The sequence below is a fragment of the Stenotrophomonas sp. TWI1183 genome, from assembly GCF_039673115.1.
In the GTDB taxonomy this organism is placed as follows: Bacteria; Pseudomonadota; Gammaproteobacteria; order Xanthomonadales; family Xanthomonadaceae; genus Stenotrophomonas; species Stenotrophomonas maltophilia_AA.
Map to the genome: position 1 here is coordinate 228,856 of NZ_JBDJKZ010000001.1, position 14,602 is coordinate 243,457.

General features: G+C 65.5%; 17 protein-coding genes. 6 read left to right on the forward strand and 11 right to left on the reverse strand.

Annotation, left to right across the window (positions count from 1 at the left end; translation table 11 throughout):
* Positions 1-12: 12 nt before the first annotated feature.
* Complete coding sequence (locus ABE434_RS01045) at positions 13-828, reverse strand: trypsin-like serine protease (RefSeq protein WP_346477482.1); 816 nt, start codon at positions 826-828, stop codon at positions 13-15.
* Positions 829-901: 73 nt separating this feature from the next.
* A complete protein-coding gene (locus tag ABE434_RS01050; protein ID WP_346477483.1) occupies positions 902-1,387 on the reverse strand; it encodes a MarR family winged helix-turn-helix transcriptional regulator in 486 nt (161 codons plus the stop codon).
* 48 nt (positions 1,388-1,435) lie between these two features.
* Between ABE434_RS01050 and ABE434_RS01055 the strand changes: the two genes are divergently transcribed.
* A complete protein-coding gene (locus tag ABE434_RS01055; RefSeq protein WP_346477484.1) occupies positions 1,436-2,944 on the forward strand; it encodes an FAD-dependent oxidoreductase in 1,509 nt (502 codons plus the stop codon).
* A 20-nt stretch (positions 2,945-2,964) separates the two neighbouring features.
* Here ABE434_RS01055 and ABE434_RS01060 read toward each other — a convergent pair whose 3' ends face one another.
* Positions 2,965-3,549 (reverse strand): DUF3011 domain-containing protein, encoded by a 585-nt coding sequence (locus tag ABE434_RS01060; protein WP_179458720.1) that lies wholly within the window; start codon positions 3,547-3,549, stop codon positions 2,965-2,967.
* Positions 3,550-3,597: 48 nt separating this feature from the next.
* Positions 3,598-3,879, reverse strand: a complete 282-nt coding sequence (locus tag ABE434_RS01065) for a hypothetical protein (RefSeq protein ID WP_179458719.1) — start codon at positions 3,877-3,879, stop codon at positions 3,598-3,600.
* Between the two features lie 226 nt (positions 3,880-4,105).
* Here ABE434_RS01065 and ABE434_RS01070 point away from each other — a divergent pair, with 226 nt between their 5' ends.
* Both ABE434_RS01070 and ABE434_RS01075 read left to right on the forward strand, forming a co-directional pair.
* Entirely contained in the window at positions 4,106-4,765 is a 660-nt protein-coding gene (locus ABE434_RS01070) for an AprI/Inh family metalloprotease inhibitor (protein ID WP_346477485.1), read from the forward strand.
* Between the two features lie 139 nt (positions 4,766-4,904).
* A complete protein-coding gene (locus tag ABE434_RS01075) occupies positions 4,905-5,645 on the forward strand; it encodes a hypothetical protein (RefSeq protein ID WP_346477486.1) in 741 nt (246 codons plus the stop codon).
* A 42-nt stretch (positions 5,646-5,687) separates the two neighbouring features.
* On the opposite strand, the gene ABE434_RS01080 is transcribed toward ABE434_RS01075, so the two are convergent.
* The 3 genes from ABE434_RS01080 to ABE434_RS01090 all read right to left on the reverse strand — a co-directional run bounded on the left by ABE434_RS01080 (position 5,688) and on the right by ABE434_RS01090 (position 7,768).
* The gene (locus ABE434_RS01080) at positions 5,688-6,374 is read right to left on the reverse strand and encodes a hypothetical protein (RefSeq protein ID WP_346477487.1); all 687 of its coding nucleotides are present in this window, start codon (positions 6,372-6,374) and stop codon (positions 5,688-5,690) included.
* Between the two features lie 155 nt (positions 6,375-6,529).
* Positions 6,530-6,799, reverse strand: a complete 270-nt coding sequence (locus ABE434_RS01085) for a hypothetical protein (RefSeq protein ID WP_088433391.1) — start codon at positions 6,797-6,799, stop codon at positions 6,530-6,532.
* 135 nt (positions 6,800-6,934) lie between these two features.
* The gene (locus ABE434_RS01090; RefSeq protein ID WP_346477488.1) at positions 6,935-7,768 is read right to left on the reverse strand and encodes a helix-turn-helix transcriptional regulator; all 834 of its coding nucleotides are present in this window, start codon (positions 7,766-7,768) and stop codon (positions 6,935-6,937) included.
* A 39-nt stretch (positions 7,769-7,807) separates the two neighbouring features.
* Between ABE434_RS01090 and ABE434_RS01095 the strand changes: the two genes are divergently transcribed.
* The 3 genes from ABE434_RS01095 to ABE434_RS01105 are packed head-to-tail and all read left to right on the forward strand — an operon-like array spanning position 7,808 to position 12,035.
* The gene (locus ABE434_RS01095) at positions 7,808-9,274 is read left to right on the forward strand and encodes a TolC family protein (protein ID WP_346477489.1); all 1,467 of its coding nucleotides are present in this window, start codon (positions 7,808-7,810) and stop codon (positions 9,272-9,274) included.
* Between the two features lie 29 nt (positions 9,275-9,303).
* Positions 9,304-10,440 (forward strand): HlyD family secretion protein, encoded by a 1,137-nt coding sequence (locus ABE434_RS01100; protein ID WP_346477490.1) that lies wholly within the window; start codon positions 9,304-9,306, stop codon positions 10,438-10,440.
* Positions 10,437-12,035 carry a DHA2 family efflux MFS transporter permease subunit gene (locus ABE434_RS01105; protein ID WP_346477491.1) on the forward strand — a complete coding sequence of 533 codons (1,599 nt, stop codon included), beginning with the start codon at positions 10,437-10,439 and terminating at the stop codon, positions 12,033-12,035. Before ABE434_RS01100 ends, ABE434_RS01105 begins: the two co-directional genes overlap by 4 nt.
* A gap of 79 nt (positions 12,036-12,114) precedes the next feature.
* On the opposite strand, the gene ABE434_RS01110 is transcribed toward ABE434_RS01105, so the two are convergent.
* The 4 genes from ABE434_RS01110 to ABE434_RS01125 are packed head-to-tail and all read right to left on the reverse strand — an operon-like array spanning position 12,115 to position 14,590.
* Positions 12,115-12,969 carry a hypothetical protein gene (locus ABE434_RS01110; protein WP_176988688.1) on the reverse strand — a complete coding sequence of 285 codons (855 nt, stop codon included), beginning with the start codon at positions 12,967-12,969 and terminating at the stop codon, positions 12,115-12,117.
* Positions 12,970-12,994: 25 nt separating this feature from the next.
* Entirely contained in the window at positions 12,995-13,267 is a 273-nt protein-coding gene (locus ABE434_RS01115) for a heavy-metal-associated domain-containing protein (protein ID WP_346477492.1), read from the reverse strand.
* Between the two features lie 36 nt (positions 13,268-13,303).
* Positions 13,304-14,323, reverse strand: a complete 1,020-nt coding sequence (locus ABE434_RS01120) for a 2Fe-2S iron-sulfur cluster-binding protein (protein ID WP_346477493.1) — start codon at positions 14,321-14,323, stop codon at positions 13,304-13,306.
* Entirely contained in the window at positions 14,324-14,590 is a 267-nt protein-coding gene (locus ABE434_RS01125) for a glutaredoxin family protein (RefSeq protein ID WP_346477494.1), read from the reverse strand.
* Between the last annotated feature and the right edge of the window lie 12 nt (positions 14,591-14,602).

Sequence of the window (14,602 nt, forward strand, 5' to 3'; positions counted from 1 at the left end):
AGATCGCACTGCCTACGGCTGCTCGGTCATCACGCGCTCAATCCAACCCGCGTAGTGGCTCATCCGCACATTGCAGGTCACCTGACCATAGCGCCCGGGCCGGGCCGTCAGCACATTCCCCTGCACGACCTTCCAGGCTCCCTGCCCGGCCAGCAGCCACTGGCCATCGCGCTCGATGAGCACCGGGCCGCCGCTGTCGCCGTTGCCCAGCACGCCCTCGAGGGGCAACGCTTCCGGCGGTTCGTCGAACACGTAGCAGAGCCAGCGGTCGTAGGCACTGGTGATCCGGTTGAACGCACGCCGGAGCTCGGTGCGATTGGGGCCGTTGGGAGAATGCCCGGTGGCGCCGGTACCCGTTGCGCCCTTCCCCAGGATTTTCGCAATCTGACCGGCCTCGTCGCTGTCGCTGTACAGGGCCACCGGCGTTACGTCCGTGACCGGCGCCTTCAACCGGATCAGCGCAACATCATCGCCCGAGGCGAGAAACACCACGATCAACATCGCCTCGCCACTGGCGATGGCCTGATCGATCAACGTCTGCGGCAGCGTCCTGTAGCCCGGATGGGTGATGACGCGCTCAACCTCCCGCGCGGTTCCGTTGATCACCACCTGCTTGAGCCCGGCATGCATCGGCAGCGTGTGCGCGGCGGTCAGGACCCACTGTGGTGCGATCAGCGCGCCGTGACCCTCGCCGGGCATGTCCACGAGAGCGGGAAACTCGCTGGCAGGAACGCCGTACGCGGCATCCTCCACATCGTGGCGGATGACGATGGCACTGGCGGGTAACGACACCGCAAGCAGCAGCGGAAGCAGCAGGAATCCTTTCACGTGTGATGCCTTGAGGTTCTGACAGGAGCGTCCAAGCGACGGGCGAAGGGGCTGAAACGTCCGCGGTGCGTCGTTACGCCTCCCGCTCGCGGGCTTCCAGCGCGCTGGCGAACTGTGCCATCAAACGGACCAGCTCCGATACATCCTGCGCGGGCCACGACGCGAAGATCTCCCTGCCGATCCGCTCGCGCGCGGCGTCCAGCCGATCGGTCATCTCCTTGCCCTTTGGCGCGATGGTCGCCTCCCGGATGCGGCGGTCCTCGGGGTTTCCACGACGTGTCACCAGCTCCATCGCCGCCAGTTTGGCGACCTGCCGGCTGATGGTGGTGTAGTCGCGGCCCAGCCGGTCGGCGAGGTCCACCACGCCGATGGGGCCGACCCGCTCGATCACCACCAGCAGGCGGAACAGGGCCTGGTCCAGCGTCACCCCGGCCTCCTGGATCAGCCGCTCATCGTTGCGCGGCCGATTCATCACGCTGGCGAGGCTGACCATGGACAGGTGCAGCGACTTCAGCGCGGCCGAAGTATGTGTATCTTGCACCTTCTTTTTCGCAGGCATAGCATCCCCTCCAAGTAAGTGCATATTACACACACCTGGAGCGGCGACATGGGGACGACCCCTGAAGTAGTGATCTGCGGTGCCGGCGCTGCCGGCCTCACCCTGGCCATCGAACTGGCCCGCCGCGGCGTGTCATTCCGCCTGGTGGAGCAGCGGGAACAGCCCTTCCATGGCTCACGCGGCAAGGGCATCCAGCCGCGCAGCCAGGAAGTCTTCGAGGACATGGGCATCCTCGATCGCCTGTTCGCGGTCGGTGGGCCCTACCCTGTGTCCCGGATCCATCGCGCCGATGGCAGCTGCATCGACACGGCCGTCATCGAGGGCGCACCGGCCACGCCGGCCGAACCCTACCGCCAGCCGCTGATGGTTCCGCAGTTCCTGACCGAGGCCGTGATGCGCGATCGTCTGGCCGAGCTGGGCCACCGGGTCGAGTTCGGGCATGGAGTGATCGGCTTCGAGCAGGACGCCAGCGGCGTGACCATTCGTCTCGCCACCCCCACGGGCGAGCAGACGCTTCAGACGCGCTATCTGGTCGGTGCCGATGGCGGCCGCAGCTTCGTGCGGCAGGCACTGGACATCGGCTTCCCGGGCAAAACGCTGGGCGTGCGCGCGGTGGTGGCCGACATCGTGCTGAAGGGACTGCCGCGCGATGCCTGGCACAGCTTCAACGAGGAGGACATGGCGCGGCGCATCTCGCTGTGCCCGCTCATGGGAACGGCGCTGTTCCAGCTGCAGGCCCCCGTGCCGCTCGACGGTGACGTGGATCTTTCCGTCGACGGGCTGGCGGACATGGTGCGCATGCGTACCGGCCGCGAGGATCTCGCGGTGCTCGATGTCCATTGGGCGTCCGCGTACCGGATGAACGCGCGCTTGGCCGACCGGTACCGCGACGGCCGCGTGTTCCTCATCGGCGACGCCGCCCACACGCATCCGCCGACGGGCGGCCAGGGCCTGAACACCAGCGCGCAGGATGCCTACAACCTCGGCTGGAAACTGGCCGCAGTGCTGAAGGGTGCGCCGCAGGGCCTGCTGGATACCTACGAGGAAGAGCGCCGCCCCATTGCGGCCTCGATGCTCGGGCTTGCCACGACGCTGCTCGCCCAGGCCCAGCGCGGCGACAACCGCCGCGGGCGCGACGTGCAGCAGCTCGATCTCGCCTATCCAGAATCGTCACTCACGCTGCCTGCCGACCCCCGTAGCGGGCGCATCGCGCCGGGCAGCCGGGCGCCGGATGCGCCGCTGCAGGGCGCGGGTGGGCAGCGCGTGCGCCTGTTCGACGTGCTGCGCGGGACGCATTGGACATTGCTCGGCTACGCCTGCGATCGGTCCAACGCCCCCTCGCGTGCGGGGGTTCGCGTCCACGTTATCGGCCCGGCTGGCGACCTGCACGATGTGGAGGGGCACTTCGTCGAGGCCTATGGCGTGCAACCGGGCGAGTGGCTGCTGATCCGGCCGGACGGCTACGTCGCCGCCGTGGTCGACACGTCGCGCATCGACATACTGGAGCGGCATTTCGGGGGGATTGATGCCTGCCACCCATGCCCCCGAGGGGCTTGATCCGGTTCTGCGTAGGCGCGTCAGTTATTGTCATCCGGGTTGTCGACCTTGCAGCCTTCACCGTGGCAGCCCTGATAATTGCCATGGGTGTCGAAGTTCGGATTTCCGTCCTTGTCGAACTGAGGCCGCGTGTCGATCGCGTCCGGGTTGTCGACGAGGCAACCATTGCCATGGCAACCGTCGTAGGTGCTGCTGTGATGCTTGTGGCTTTTATGGGAATCGTCGTCGGCCGCTCCGGCCAACAGCGCAGCGAGCACCACGCCGGCTGCTACCGCGCCTACGTCATGGCCACGGTCATCATAGCGACGCGTATTGGCGTCATATCCATCACCCCTGCCGTGGTGATAGCCGCCCACATCCGCAAACACGCCGGCGCAGCCGTCCGACACCCAGAGGTAACCGCTCCGCCTGTTGAAGCCCCACGATCTGTTGACGATGCAGGCGCTGGAAGAAGATTGTCGTACAAGCTGCGGGGATCTCAGCGGTCCCGCACTGCATTCGTTGTACTCAAAATGACGCGACGCGCATTCAACCGTTTCACCAGCGGCAGCCTGATACAGGGGAACCAGGCAGAGCAGGACAGCAAAGGAAATCACACGGCGCATAGCATGTTCCTTGCAGGTTGGGGGTAAGGTCGATCGGGTGCGCCACGCTCATCCGCCGTAACCGCGGATTCGCATGCACTTCTTGATGAGATCCGATTTTTCCATTCCGCGGACGACGCCCTCGCCTACCGCATCGTCAGTACTCCTGGGGGCTTTTCCATCCCCGATCGTGGCCTTGGAAGCGTCGTAATCGCACTCTGCAAGGTCGCGCTGTTTCTGCTCTTCGCTTGCGCCCGGTCTGCTCCACGCCTTGATCTGGGACGTACCACACCCAACCAGCATCAGAGCACCAGAAAGCAGGGCGACGGCGCCAATCGACTTGGTCTGCATGAGGGGCACCACCCATACGAAGTGGCGCCGATCGGCCACGGGCCAATTAACGACGCGACGGAGTGAAAAGTCCGTGAACGGATCATGAATATTCATGTCGCCGCCACGTGCGGGAGGACGTTCGGCCTCTTTCGCGACGTGCTCACGGCCCGCGTGCTCCGCTTGGCCGGCACGCCGCACCCTCACAGCACCCCCGCACCCCGCTGTCTCATTGGAGATTTCAGCGATGGCATCTGTTCCTTTACCCGCACGTACCTTGATCTGCTATGGGCTGTGCCTCACTGCCAGTGTGGCCTTCGGCCAGGACGCCTCTCTCGGCGTCCAGCAGCAGACCATCTCCACTCAACAAACCAGCGCCTCCTCGACCACCTCGACCCGTCAGTCCGATGCCGGCCAGATTGACGATGCAGGCGCCGACCAGAACGGGAGTGCGGCGTCCGGCAACCTCGGTACGGTCACCGAGCAGACCAGCAGCAGCTCAGCGACACGAAGCCGGAGCACGCGCGCCTATGTGGGCGTCGACCTCAATGACGACGGAGAGTGGGCCGATGACCATGGCCGCAGCTACGAACACCATCGGGGCGACAGGTCGGGCCCGGCGACCGACATGATCGGAAACTGGACGCTCGGCCAGGAGAGCGGTGAGACGTGTACCGTCCAATTGAAGGACAACCCCTGGCTGGGCGGATACGGCGCCTACGTGCCTGCAGGTTGCCCGGATGGCTTTTTCCAGGCGTCGCGGTGGTTGATGTCAGGCAACCAGTTGCTGCTCACCGACAGCAACAACCAGGTCATCGGCCGCTTCCGTCCGTCTGGCGGCGGTCGCTGGTCGGGGCGTCGGGAATCCGATGGCGCACGTCTGTTCCTGAATCCCGCCGCGCGCTAGCAGAGTCAGCGGCGCTGCGGCCGCCAAGCGACCCCATCCGCCCATCAGCGTTGGCGTGCCGGGCCGCGTGCCGGTTACAGTGAGTGCCGTATGCAGCAACCGCGACATCATGGATGCCACCGCCCGCATGGAATGCAGAATGATCCCCCTCCATCGCGCGTTGGTTGGGTTGGTGAGTGTGGTCCTGTCAGCGGCAGCCCATGCCGCGCCCGTTCCGTTCACTGACTATGCCGAGTTCTACCGGTCACTAGGCGGCAACCTGTTCCCCGACGCCGGGACACCGTTGGCGCTGCCCTGCGCCGAATCGCCGCGACACTGCATCTGGGTGACCTCGATGCGCCAGGCACTGCGGCGCTACGACCAGCCGCTGTGGACCACGCCGGGCGATTTGGCCATGTCGCCGCCGAAGGGAACCCCCGACGTTGCCTTTGATGGCGAGGCCGTGATCGTGGGTGCGCGACGCTGGTCGCTGGGCAGCGCCGTCAGCCTCGGACCAGAGCAACGGGCCAGCGGCGCGCACATCCATCCTGAGCGCGTCGCAGACGTAACAGCCTGGCAGCGCGGCAGCTCCGTGTGTCTGGATGTCCGGCACGCCGGCAGTGGCGCGAGCGTCCGCTACACGACGGTGCTCCTGCTGCACAGTGATCGCCTGTACATCCTGCCTCCGCTGTTTGGCAGCTGCGCGGCCGTTCGGGAAGCGCCCCGTGGTGGGTTCAGCTATCCCAGCAATACCTACCTGGGAGCTGAGCAGGAAAACCATCCGACCGGCCTGCAGGTGGACTATCTGCTGTCCGACGGCAGCACGCGCATCGCGGGCTATCTGCTGCGCTTTTCGGATCCGGGCGACCCCTACAGCTTTGAGGCATCGCTCGACCCATGACAGCAATGGGGGTGCGTGACGGCCTTGGCCGATTACGCCGGTCTACTTGCCGGTGGCACCCGCGTCTGCTCCATCCTTCGCCTGCGCGGTCGCGCGACTCTTCGCGAACTCGGGGAAGGTCTCCGCTATCGAGGCTTTGTCGGGCAGCACGTAGAACACCCCGCCGCGCTCGAACGTGGATTGAATGATCTGCTCGTAGAACGCCGGCGAGACATTGATGCAGCCATGGGTGACACGATTGTCGTCCGGCGACGCCGATGCCAGCCGCTCGGCGCGTCGCTCTTTCGGGACGCCCGTCGCCGTCGGGTGGATGGAGACGGCGGAATCGTAGTCCACCCACAGGACGCGGCCCGCGTCGATGGACGGCCCGAAGCCGCCCACGAAGCGCCCGGCGGGCGTCGTGCGATCCCGGCCTGGAATTTCACGCAGGGCGAGACCGGCGATCCCCGGCGCGATATGGTCGCCGGTCGCCGAGCCGAACAGCCCGGGAGCGGCGCCGCGAAGCCGACCTTCGCCGTCGAAGACCAGGATCTGGGCAGCAGCCTTGTCCATGATCGCGAACGGATAGCCTTGGCTGTCCTTGCTCGCGACGATCCAGCCCGCGAGTTCAATCACGGTCTCGGACACGTTCTGCCCTTGCGGAAGCTCATCGACGGCGCCGGCTGGCTGAGCGGGAGCATCCTCGGCGCTGGCCACGCCGATGCTCGTGAACGCCAGCGCCACGGCCAATGCGCCGCGCAGGGCCCGGGTTACAGGGTATGAGTGCGTACGGATGGGACGATTCCTTGCATTGAAGACTGCACAACCACAGGAAACCAGTGGCCCGCAAAGGCCACTGGTTTCCGATTCACACGTTACTTGCGTGATACATGGTGCGGGAACGATCAGCCGCGCGGCTTGCGACGCGGTGCTTGTTCGAGCTGCTGGACGCGGCCCTCGATCTGATCGAGACGCTGGTTGGCCTGCTGCGCCGACTGATTGGCGGACTCTGCGCTCTGCGCCGCGCCCTGCACCTTCACGTCGAGCTGGTCGAGGCGGGAGTTGATCGTTGCAAACTCGTCTTTGTAGGTCGCACAGGCACTCAGGCCGACGGTAGCGACAAGCGCCACAGCAAGCGTACGCGCGGTCGTCAGGTGTTGTTTGGTCAGAATCATTGCACTGCCTCCTTCTTATGGGGTGTTCGGACTATAGCGGCCTTTACGCCAGAGCCATGACCGGCATTCAGTTGAAGCTGGGCGACGTAGAGGGAGCGTGAAGGACATGCTCCTCGTCGGCTCAGCCCGAAAACCTCACACTTTGGAGACCAGATACTCCGTTGGTGACACCCCAAGAGAGCGGCGAAACATGGCCGAGAACGCGCTTGGGCTCTGATACCCATGCTCCAGCGAGACCTCGAGGATGGAGACGCCCGAGGCGAGACGCGGCAGGCTGAGCAGCAGGCACATTCGCCGCCGCCAGTCGCCAAAACTCATGCCGACTTCTCGATGGAACAGCCTCGCCACCGTTCGCCCGCTTGTGTTCATCTCGCGCGCCAGGCCTTCCAGCGTTACCGGTTCAGCGGGCTCGGCGATCATTCGTTCGCAAAGGCGCAGCAGCTTGAGATTGCGCGGCAGCGGGACATGCAGTTGAAGCCGGGGAGCCACTTCGATCTCGTCAAGGATCAGGTCCATGACGCGCTGGTCGCGCCCCCCATTGCCGTAATCCAGGCGGATCGCGGTAGCGGCAATGATGGCCTCACGCAGCAGCGCGGATACCTCGATGACCTCGCAGTAGGTGGGAAGGCCCGGCCGCACCTGCGGTGCAAGGTAGAGGGTCCGCATGGCGACATTGCCGGCGATGTGGATTCCGTGGACGACATTTTCAGGCATCCACACCGCCCTGCCGGCCGGCACCACCCAGCTTCCAGCAGCGCTGACGACCGTCAACACGCCGCTGAGTGCATGGATCAACTGCGCCCGCGCGTGGCTGTGCGGACGGATATGTTCACCATGGGGATGTCGAGTGGCCAGGGCTGCGACGGGGCGGTCGGTGGCGTGGCAGTCGCTGACAGTGCGTTTTTTGTCCATATCTCGACGATGGTAGTCCGCCAGGCGGGAGAAGGACAGACGTGAGGCTGGTGTCATGGATGCCTTGGCTCCACGACACCCACAAGCCCCTCGTCCATGATCGTTCCCCGTCCCTTCTTGTTGTGTTTGCTGGCTACCACCGCCCTCTCCGGATGCGCCGTGGGTCCAACGCGCTCCCCCCGTTCCACCCTCGACGCAGCGCCATCGTTGAACCCATCAGACAGCACCAGCGTGGGCCTGCCCACCGTGCCTCGATGGTGGAGCCTTTATCAGGACCCCACGCTGGATGCGCTGGTCAGCGAGGCGCTGCAGAACAACCGCGACCTGCGGGTGGCTTCGGCGAATCTCGCCGAAGCCCACGCGGTGCTCCTGGAACGCCAGGACAGTCGCCTGCCGGTCACCACCGTGTCCAGCGACATCGGGTATGGCAGCACGGTCAGTGACCAGATCGCAGCCGCGTTGGATCAAACCGGGGTACGCACCGGACCGCGCTACACCGCGGGGCTTTCGTCAGGCTGGCGGCTCGACCTGTTTGGCCAGATAGCCCGCAGCATCCAGGCCGCCCACGCCGACGAGGCGGCAACCCTGGCCGCTGAAGACAGTGTTCGCGTTGTCGTAGCCGCCGAAACGACGCGTGCCTACCTGGACAGCTGTGGCTTCGCCGCGCGCGCAGAAGTGGCGCAAAGGTCGCTCGCCGTAGTCACGCGCAGCCTGGAACTGAAGACCGCGCTGCGTGATGCGGGGGGCATGACGTCACTGGATGTCGCGCGCTCGGCGGTGCTGATGGAACAGGCACGTGCAGCAATTCCGGCCATCGAGGCCGCGCGGCAGAATGCGCTGTACGAACTGGCCGTGCTGACCGGACGTCCCCCGGATCATCTGTCCACCCCTGCGACGGGCTGTGTCAGCGTGCCTCAACTGACGGCACCGATCCCGATCGGAGACGTGACAGCACTGCTGCAGCGCCGACCGGATATCCGCGAGGCGGAGCGGCGGCTTGAGGCCAGTACCGCGCGCATCGGCGTAGCCATGGCCAGTCTGTATCCGACGGTGTCCATCCTGGGTTCCGTAGCCAGCTCCGCGCCGACCGTGGACGGCATGCGCGACCACGGCTCGATCGTCTGGGGTGTGGGGCCGGCACTGTCCTGGCACTTTCCCAACCGCAACGCCGCGCGTGCGCAGATAGCCAAGGCCGAGGCCCAGGAAGTGGCCGCACTTGCACGCTTCGACGCCGTGATCCTGACGGCACTCAAAGACGTGAAGCAGGCGCTCGCCACCTACGCGGCGGCAGTGCGCCGGCAGAGCGCCCTGGCTAAGGCTGCCCAGCAGAGCCGCGAGGCTGCCCGCCTGGCCGGGGTGGGCCGCCGCGCCGGCGCGATAAGTGAACTGGATGCGCTGGATGCGCAGCGCCGGAATGTCGAGGCGGAAGCGATGCTCGCCTCGGCGGAGGCCGACGTTGCCTCGGACCAGGTGGCCTTGTTCCGCTCCCTCGGTGGCGGCTGGGAACAGGCGCCCGCGGTACGCCGACCTGTGATCACTCGCGCTGTCGATGCGGCGCGCTGAACCCCCTTCCCCCTCCTCTGATAGCCAACATGACCAATACAACTCCTTCCCGCAGCGCACATGCCGATGCGTCCGGTTCGCTGATCCGCAAGACACGCCGCCCCGCGGTGATAGGCGCGATCGCGCTGTGCCTGCTGGCTGCCGGTGGCGCAGGCATTCGATGGTGGACAGCCGGCCGCTTCATGGTCAGCACCGATAACGCCTATGTCCGGGCTGACATCGCCACCATCAGTCCGCGCGTCACTGGTTACATCGTCAACGTGGGGGTGCGTGACAACCAACGCGTCGCCAAGGGCGATGTGTTGGCGACGCTCGATGATCGGGACTACCGCATGCGCGTGGCCCGGGCCGAGGGTGCGGTCGCGGCCGCAAAGGCAGCGTTGGACGCGCAATACGCGGCCATTGCCAATCTCGATGCGCAAGGCGAGCGGCAACGCAGTGTGATCGCCGCGACCACCGCAGACGTGCAGGCGCGCCAGGCTGATCATCGCCAAGCGACCCTGGAGTATCGTCGTGAACGTGCGCTGGAGCATCAACAGGCCTCCGATGCGCGGCACCTGGAAGCGGCCGACGCCAGTGCGACGCGTACAGAGGCCGCGGTTCAGGCCGCGCGTGCCACCGCCGAAGCGAGCCGAGCCTATGCGAAGGTACTGGCGACAGAGCGACAACGATCCGCCGCCGCATTGGATGAGGCGCGCGGAGCGTTGTTGCAGGCCGAAGCCGGCTTGGCGCTGGCAAACCTTGATCTCGAACACACGGTAATCCGCGCGCCGATGGGGGGAACCATCGGCCAACGTGCCGCGCGGGTGGGAGCGTACGTCGGTCCGGGCAGCCCTTTGATGGCGATCGTACCGAACGAGGTCTACGTCATCGCCAACTACAAGGAAGTACAGCTGGAGGGCGTCGCACCCGGCCAACGTGTGGAAGTCGAGGTCGATGCGCTGGGTGGCGGAGTGCTGAAAGGCCGCGTAGAGAGCTTCGCGCCTGCATCCGGCGCACAGTTTGCGCTGTTGCCGCCGGATAACGCCACCGGGAACTTCACCAAGATCGTGCAGCGCATCCCGGTGCGCATCGCCGTGGATGCCGCCCAGCCGAAGCTCTCCAACCTCCGGCCGGGAATGTCGGTCGTGGCCTCAATCAACACCCGACCGGAATCCAGTCCATGACCGCCGCCACTGCACTGCCTGGCGAAGAATCGGTCTCCCTGCGCTCCTGGGTCGCGGTGATCGGCGGCGTGGTCGGGTGTTTCATGGCGGGCATGAACGTCCATGTCACCAATGCGTCGCTGCCCGATGTGCGCGGTTCGCTGGGCGCCACCTTCGAAGAAGGCTCGTGGATCACCACCGCCTATCTCGTGGCGGAGATCATCGTGATTCCGCTGGCGGCGTGGCTGGCGGCGGTGTTCACCGTCCGTCGCGTCCTGATGGTAGGGGCGGCTGGTTTCGTGATCTTCTCGATGGCCTGCTCGATAGCGCCCAACATCAACGCAATGATCCTGGCGCGCACACTGCAGGGTGCCTTTGGCGGCGTCCTCATCCCGCTTTCCTTCCAGCTCATCGTGACCGAGCTGCCCTCCTCGAAGCATCCCTTCGGCATGGCGTTGTTCGCCATTGCAAACAACGTTGCACAGGCCGCGGGGCCCTCGCTGGGCGGCTGGCTGACCGATGCCTATTCCTGGCGCGCGATCTTCTATCTCCAGGTCCCACCCGGGCTGCTGCTTCTGGCTGCGATCGGCTGGTCGATCCGGCCGGAGCCGATGGCGCTGGAGAAGTTCAGGAAGGGTGACTGGGGTGGGATCATCGCCATGGCGCTGGGCCTGTCCGCACTGCAGATCATGTTGGAAGAAGGCGGGCGCAAGGACTGGTTCTCGTCGTCGTTCATCATCGAGGCCTCCCTCGTCGCTGCCGTGGGCCTGGTGGCATTCGTCGTCATCGAGCTTCGCCGCAAGGAGCCGTTCCTCAATCTGCGACTGCTTTCCAGCTACAACTTCGGCTTGGCCAGCCTGATGCAGTTCACCTTCGGTGCCGTGGTGTTCGGGGTGGTATTCCTCATTCCCAATTACTTTTCCGACGTGCATGGCTACAACGCGCGCCAGATCGGGCTGACCATGATTCCCTACGGCATCGTGCAGTTCATCATGTCCTTCGCTACGCCGCCGCTGATGAGACGCACAAGCGTAAGAACGGCCATCGTGCTGGGCTTCGTCATCATGGCGGGGGGCTGTCTGATGAACATTCACCTGGACGCCAATGCGGCGAGCAACGTCATCGTGCCGTCGTTGATCGTACGCGGCATCGGCCAATCGCTGATCGTGGTCGCGCTCAGCGTGATGGCCGTGGAAGGACTGGAGCGCGCGGAACTGGGTTCGGCGGCGGGGGTGTTCTCGATGGTACGCAATGTCGGCGGTGCCATCGGCATCGCCGTGGCCAGCCAGTTCATCGTGACCCGGGAACGGCTGCATGCATTGCACATCGGGGAATCAGTGTCGCCGTTCGCGGAGGCGACCCAGGTGCGTGTGGTCGAGCTGGTCTGGATGCTGGCGAAGGTGCCGGTGGATAGTGCGACGGCCCTCTACGGCAGTGGCCTCGCACTGGAGCGGCAGCAGGCCTTTGCGATGCTGGACCGGATCATCCATCGTGAGGCGCTGCTGCTTGCCTACAGCGACGCCTTCCTGGTGGCGGGAGTCGCCATGCTGGGCTGCGCGGCTGGCAGCCTGCTGCTTCGTGGCAGGAAGGCGAGCCCGTCCAGCATGAAGCAATAGATCTACCAGCGCTGTGCGCCAACAGGTGTGGCCGGGGGTTGACCCCGGCCACGGCTACAGAGAGGTTGGAACCGGTGGCCTACGAGCCCTTCGCAACATCCACGACAAACGGCACCGTGCGGATTTCATCACTCGCCATGAACTGGATCCAGAGTGCATATCGGCCCGCATGAGGCGGCTGTGCGTGGAGCATCATCCGTGCCGACACCGGTCCGGCCTGCGGATGCGCTGCGCCGTGGCCGCCGTGTGCACCTTTGGCGGCATCGGCGGACATCGCATGCGCGTGGACGTAGGCAAGGTCATCGGTGCCCACGAACACCGCATGCGCCGGCACGCCCAGGTACAGGCCCAGGTCCTGCGCCGGCGTGCCGTTCTTCAACACCGTCAGGTTCAACATGCTTTCCTTGCCCGCCTGCAGGCCGGCCTTGTCCAGCTGGACGGTATACGGACCATCCGTCCCTTCCCTCGGGGCCGAAACCGGCTGGGAGGACGTCGCGCCGGCGGGGGCACTCACGTTGACGTCGAATCGAACCACCTGCTGGCCCAGCCCGGTCGGCATTGCGTCGGCGAAGACATGGTAAACGCCGGGCTTGGGGAAGGTCATCGCGACCCGGAACTGACCGTCCGGTCCCGCTTTTCCGGGATGCTCGTGCAGGAAGGTGGAGAATGCGCTGTCGGTCGCGAGCACATGCAGCTCCTGTGTCAGCTCCTCGTCAAACTGCGCGATGCGCTTCCCGGTGGTTTTGTCGGCGAAGGTGATGAGCAGATCGCGGGACAGCGGGCCGGTTTCTTCGATGGACAGTTGGGCAATGACCTTCTCGGTCGTACCGGAAAGCGCAAAGGCGCCTTTGATCGATGCGTCGGATGCCGAAGACGGTACTGCCACGGTACCGAGGGCGGCGACGCCGAAGGTAAGAAGCTGTTTCATGAACATGTGACGTTTCTCCTCGAGAAGGGAATTACGGGCGCGGCTGCGGCTGGTGCGGATACCCCGCCTCTGCCAGCACCGCGATGAAAGCGGCTTCGTCCAGCGCGGTCTCGACGCGCACCTGCCGCGCCGGCGTGTCGGTCTCGATCTGCGCCAGCGGGTCGACGCTCAGCAGCGCATCTCTCACCGGCCTGGCGCAGGACCCGCACGTCATGTTGGGAATGTTGAACTGGAGCATGGTGTTTTCCTGATTGAGTGGTACAGCGACCACCTTCGGCGTTGACAGCATGGCAATGTCAATCACCTGTTCTGCGATCTCCGCCTGCCCCTGGGTTTCCGTTCATGCAGCGGTGTCCGGCGTAAAGAAGACATCGGCGTGGAGATCTTCCTGACGCAGGCGCCCTGCCCTGAGGACGCGCATGGCTGCATCCACCATCAACGGCGGCCCGGCCACGTAGGCCTTCCACCCTTCAACATTCGGATGATCCTGGGCCACGGCATCGGTCACCCAGCCGGTCCGCCACATCGTCTGCCGCTGATCGTGGGACAGCACGGGGGTAAACGACAGGTTGGGCCGGGTCTGCGCCAGTCGCTGGAAATGCGCCACCCGGTACAGGTCACGGAGAGCGCGTGCGCCCACGTAGACATGGATCGGCTGCGACATGCCCGCCGCGATCGCCGCGTGCACGATGGCCTGGATGGGGGCCAGACCCGAGCCCCCGGCGATGCAGAGCATGGGGCCGTCGTGCTGGCTGCGCAGATGGGAGACGCCCAGGGGCCCCTCCACCAGCACGGGATCTCCCGGCTTCAGCGACGCGTGGATCCACTCGGTCACGGCTCCGCCCGGCACGCGGCGAACATGGAAATCGAGCTCGCCATCGAGCGCGCCGCCGGCCATCGAATAATCGCGCGGTGGAACGCCCGGGAACGTCAGTCGAGCATACTGGCCGGCATTGAACGCCAGCTCGGCGCCGCAGGTGGCGAGCCGGATGCGTTTGATGTCATGGGTCAGGGTTTCGATCGCCTCGACCCGATATTCAAGGCGCTGCATCGCGAGCGAAGGAGTTGCTTCGATGTCACCCGCATAGGCAGCGACCAGGTCGCTTCCCGGCAGCGCACGACACGCCAGGAACAGGCCCTGGGCCTTCTGCTCATCGGTGAGTGCAAAGCGACTGTGCTCAAGGTGCACAACGCTCCCGCTGATCACGCGGGACAGGCAGGAGCCGCAGCGACCTGAGCGGCAGCCATGCGGATAGGCCACCTCCGCGGCCAATGCGGCGTCCAGTACGGTGGTTCCTTCCGGCACGACGAGGGTTCGTCCTGCGGAGCGTAGTTCGACATGTCGGGTCCTGTCGCTCACTCAGGCGGCTCCAGACAGGCCGAGGGCCGCGGTCAGCAACGGCCTCTGGGTCAGGAAGGTGCCGTAGAAAACCGACTCACCCACGAGGGTGATCGGCGCTATCCGTACACCGGTGCGCGCCTTGGCCTCCTCCATCACCTGGCGGATCGATAGATCGCGCTCTTCGAACACGACTCCCTCGCGATCCAGCCACGCTTTCAGCGTATGGCAATTCGGGCATGTCGGTGTCGTGTAGAGAATGACGGGGGGATGGGATCTGTTGCTCATGGTGGTCTCCTT

Excerpts from the sequence above, each read along its gene's own strand:
- ABE434_RS01110 (WP_176988688.1), bottom strand. The coding sequence starts at position 12,969 with ATGTTCATGAAACAGCTTCTTACCTTCGGCGTCGCCGCCCTCGGTACC.
- ABE434_RS01075 (WP_346477486.1), top strand. The coding sequence starts at position 4,905 with ATGATCCCCCTCCATCGCGCGTTGGTTGGGTTGGTGAGTGTGGTCCTG.
- ABE434_RS01060 (WP_179458720.1), bottom strand. The coding sequence starts at position 3,549 with ATGCGCCGTGTGATTTCCTTTGCTGTCCTGCTCTGCCTGGTTCCCCTG.
- ABE434_RS01105 (WP_346477491.1), top strand. The coding sequence starts at position 10,437 with ATGACCGCCGCCACTGCACTGCCTGGCGAAGAATCGGTCTCCCTGCGC.
- ABE434_RS01065 (WP_179458719.1), bottom strand. The coding sequence starts at position 3,879 with ATGCAGACCAAGTCGATTGGCGCCGTCGCCCTGCTTTCTGGTGCTCTG.
- ABE434_RS01100 (WP_346477490.1), top strand. The coding sequence starts at position 9,304 with ATGACCAATACAACTCCTTCCCGCAGCGCACATGCCGATGCGTCCGGT.
- ABE434_RS01070 (WP_346477485.1), top strand. The coding sequence starts at position 4,106 with ATGGCATCTGTTCCTTTACCCGCACGTACCTTGATCTGCTATGGGCTG.
- ABE434_RS01055 (WP_346477484.1), top strand. The coding sequence starts at position 1,436 with ATGGGGACGACCCCTGAAGTAGTGATCTGCGGTGCCGGCGCTGCCGGC.
- ABE434_RS01125 (WP_346477494.1), bottom strand. The coding sequence starts at position 14,590 with ATGAGCAACAGATCCCATCCCCCCGTCATTCTCTACACGACACCGACA.
- ABE434_RS01085 (WP_088433391.1), bottom strand. The coding sequence starts at position 6,799 with ATGATTCTGACCAAACAACACCTGACGACCGCGCGTACGCTTGCTGTG.
- ABE434_RS01090 (WP_346477488.1), bottom strand. The coding sequence starts at position 7,768 with ATGACACCAGCCTCACGTCTGTCCTTCTCCCGCCTGGCGGACTACCAT.
- ABE434_RS01050 (WP_346477483.1), bottom strand. The coding sequence starts at position 1,387 with ATGCCTGCGAAAAAGAAGGTGCAAGATACACATACTTCGGCCGCGCTG.
- ABE434_RS01095 (WP_346477489.1), top strand. The coding sequence starts at position 7,808 with ATGATCGTTCCCCGTCCCTTCTTGTTGTGTTTGCTGGCTACCACCGCC.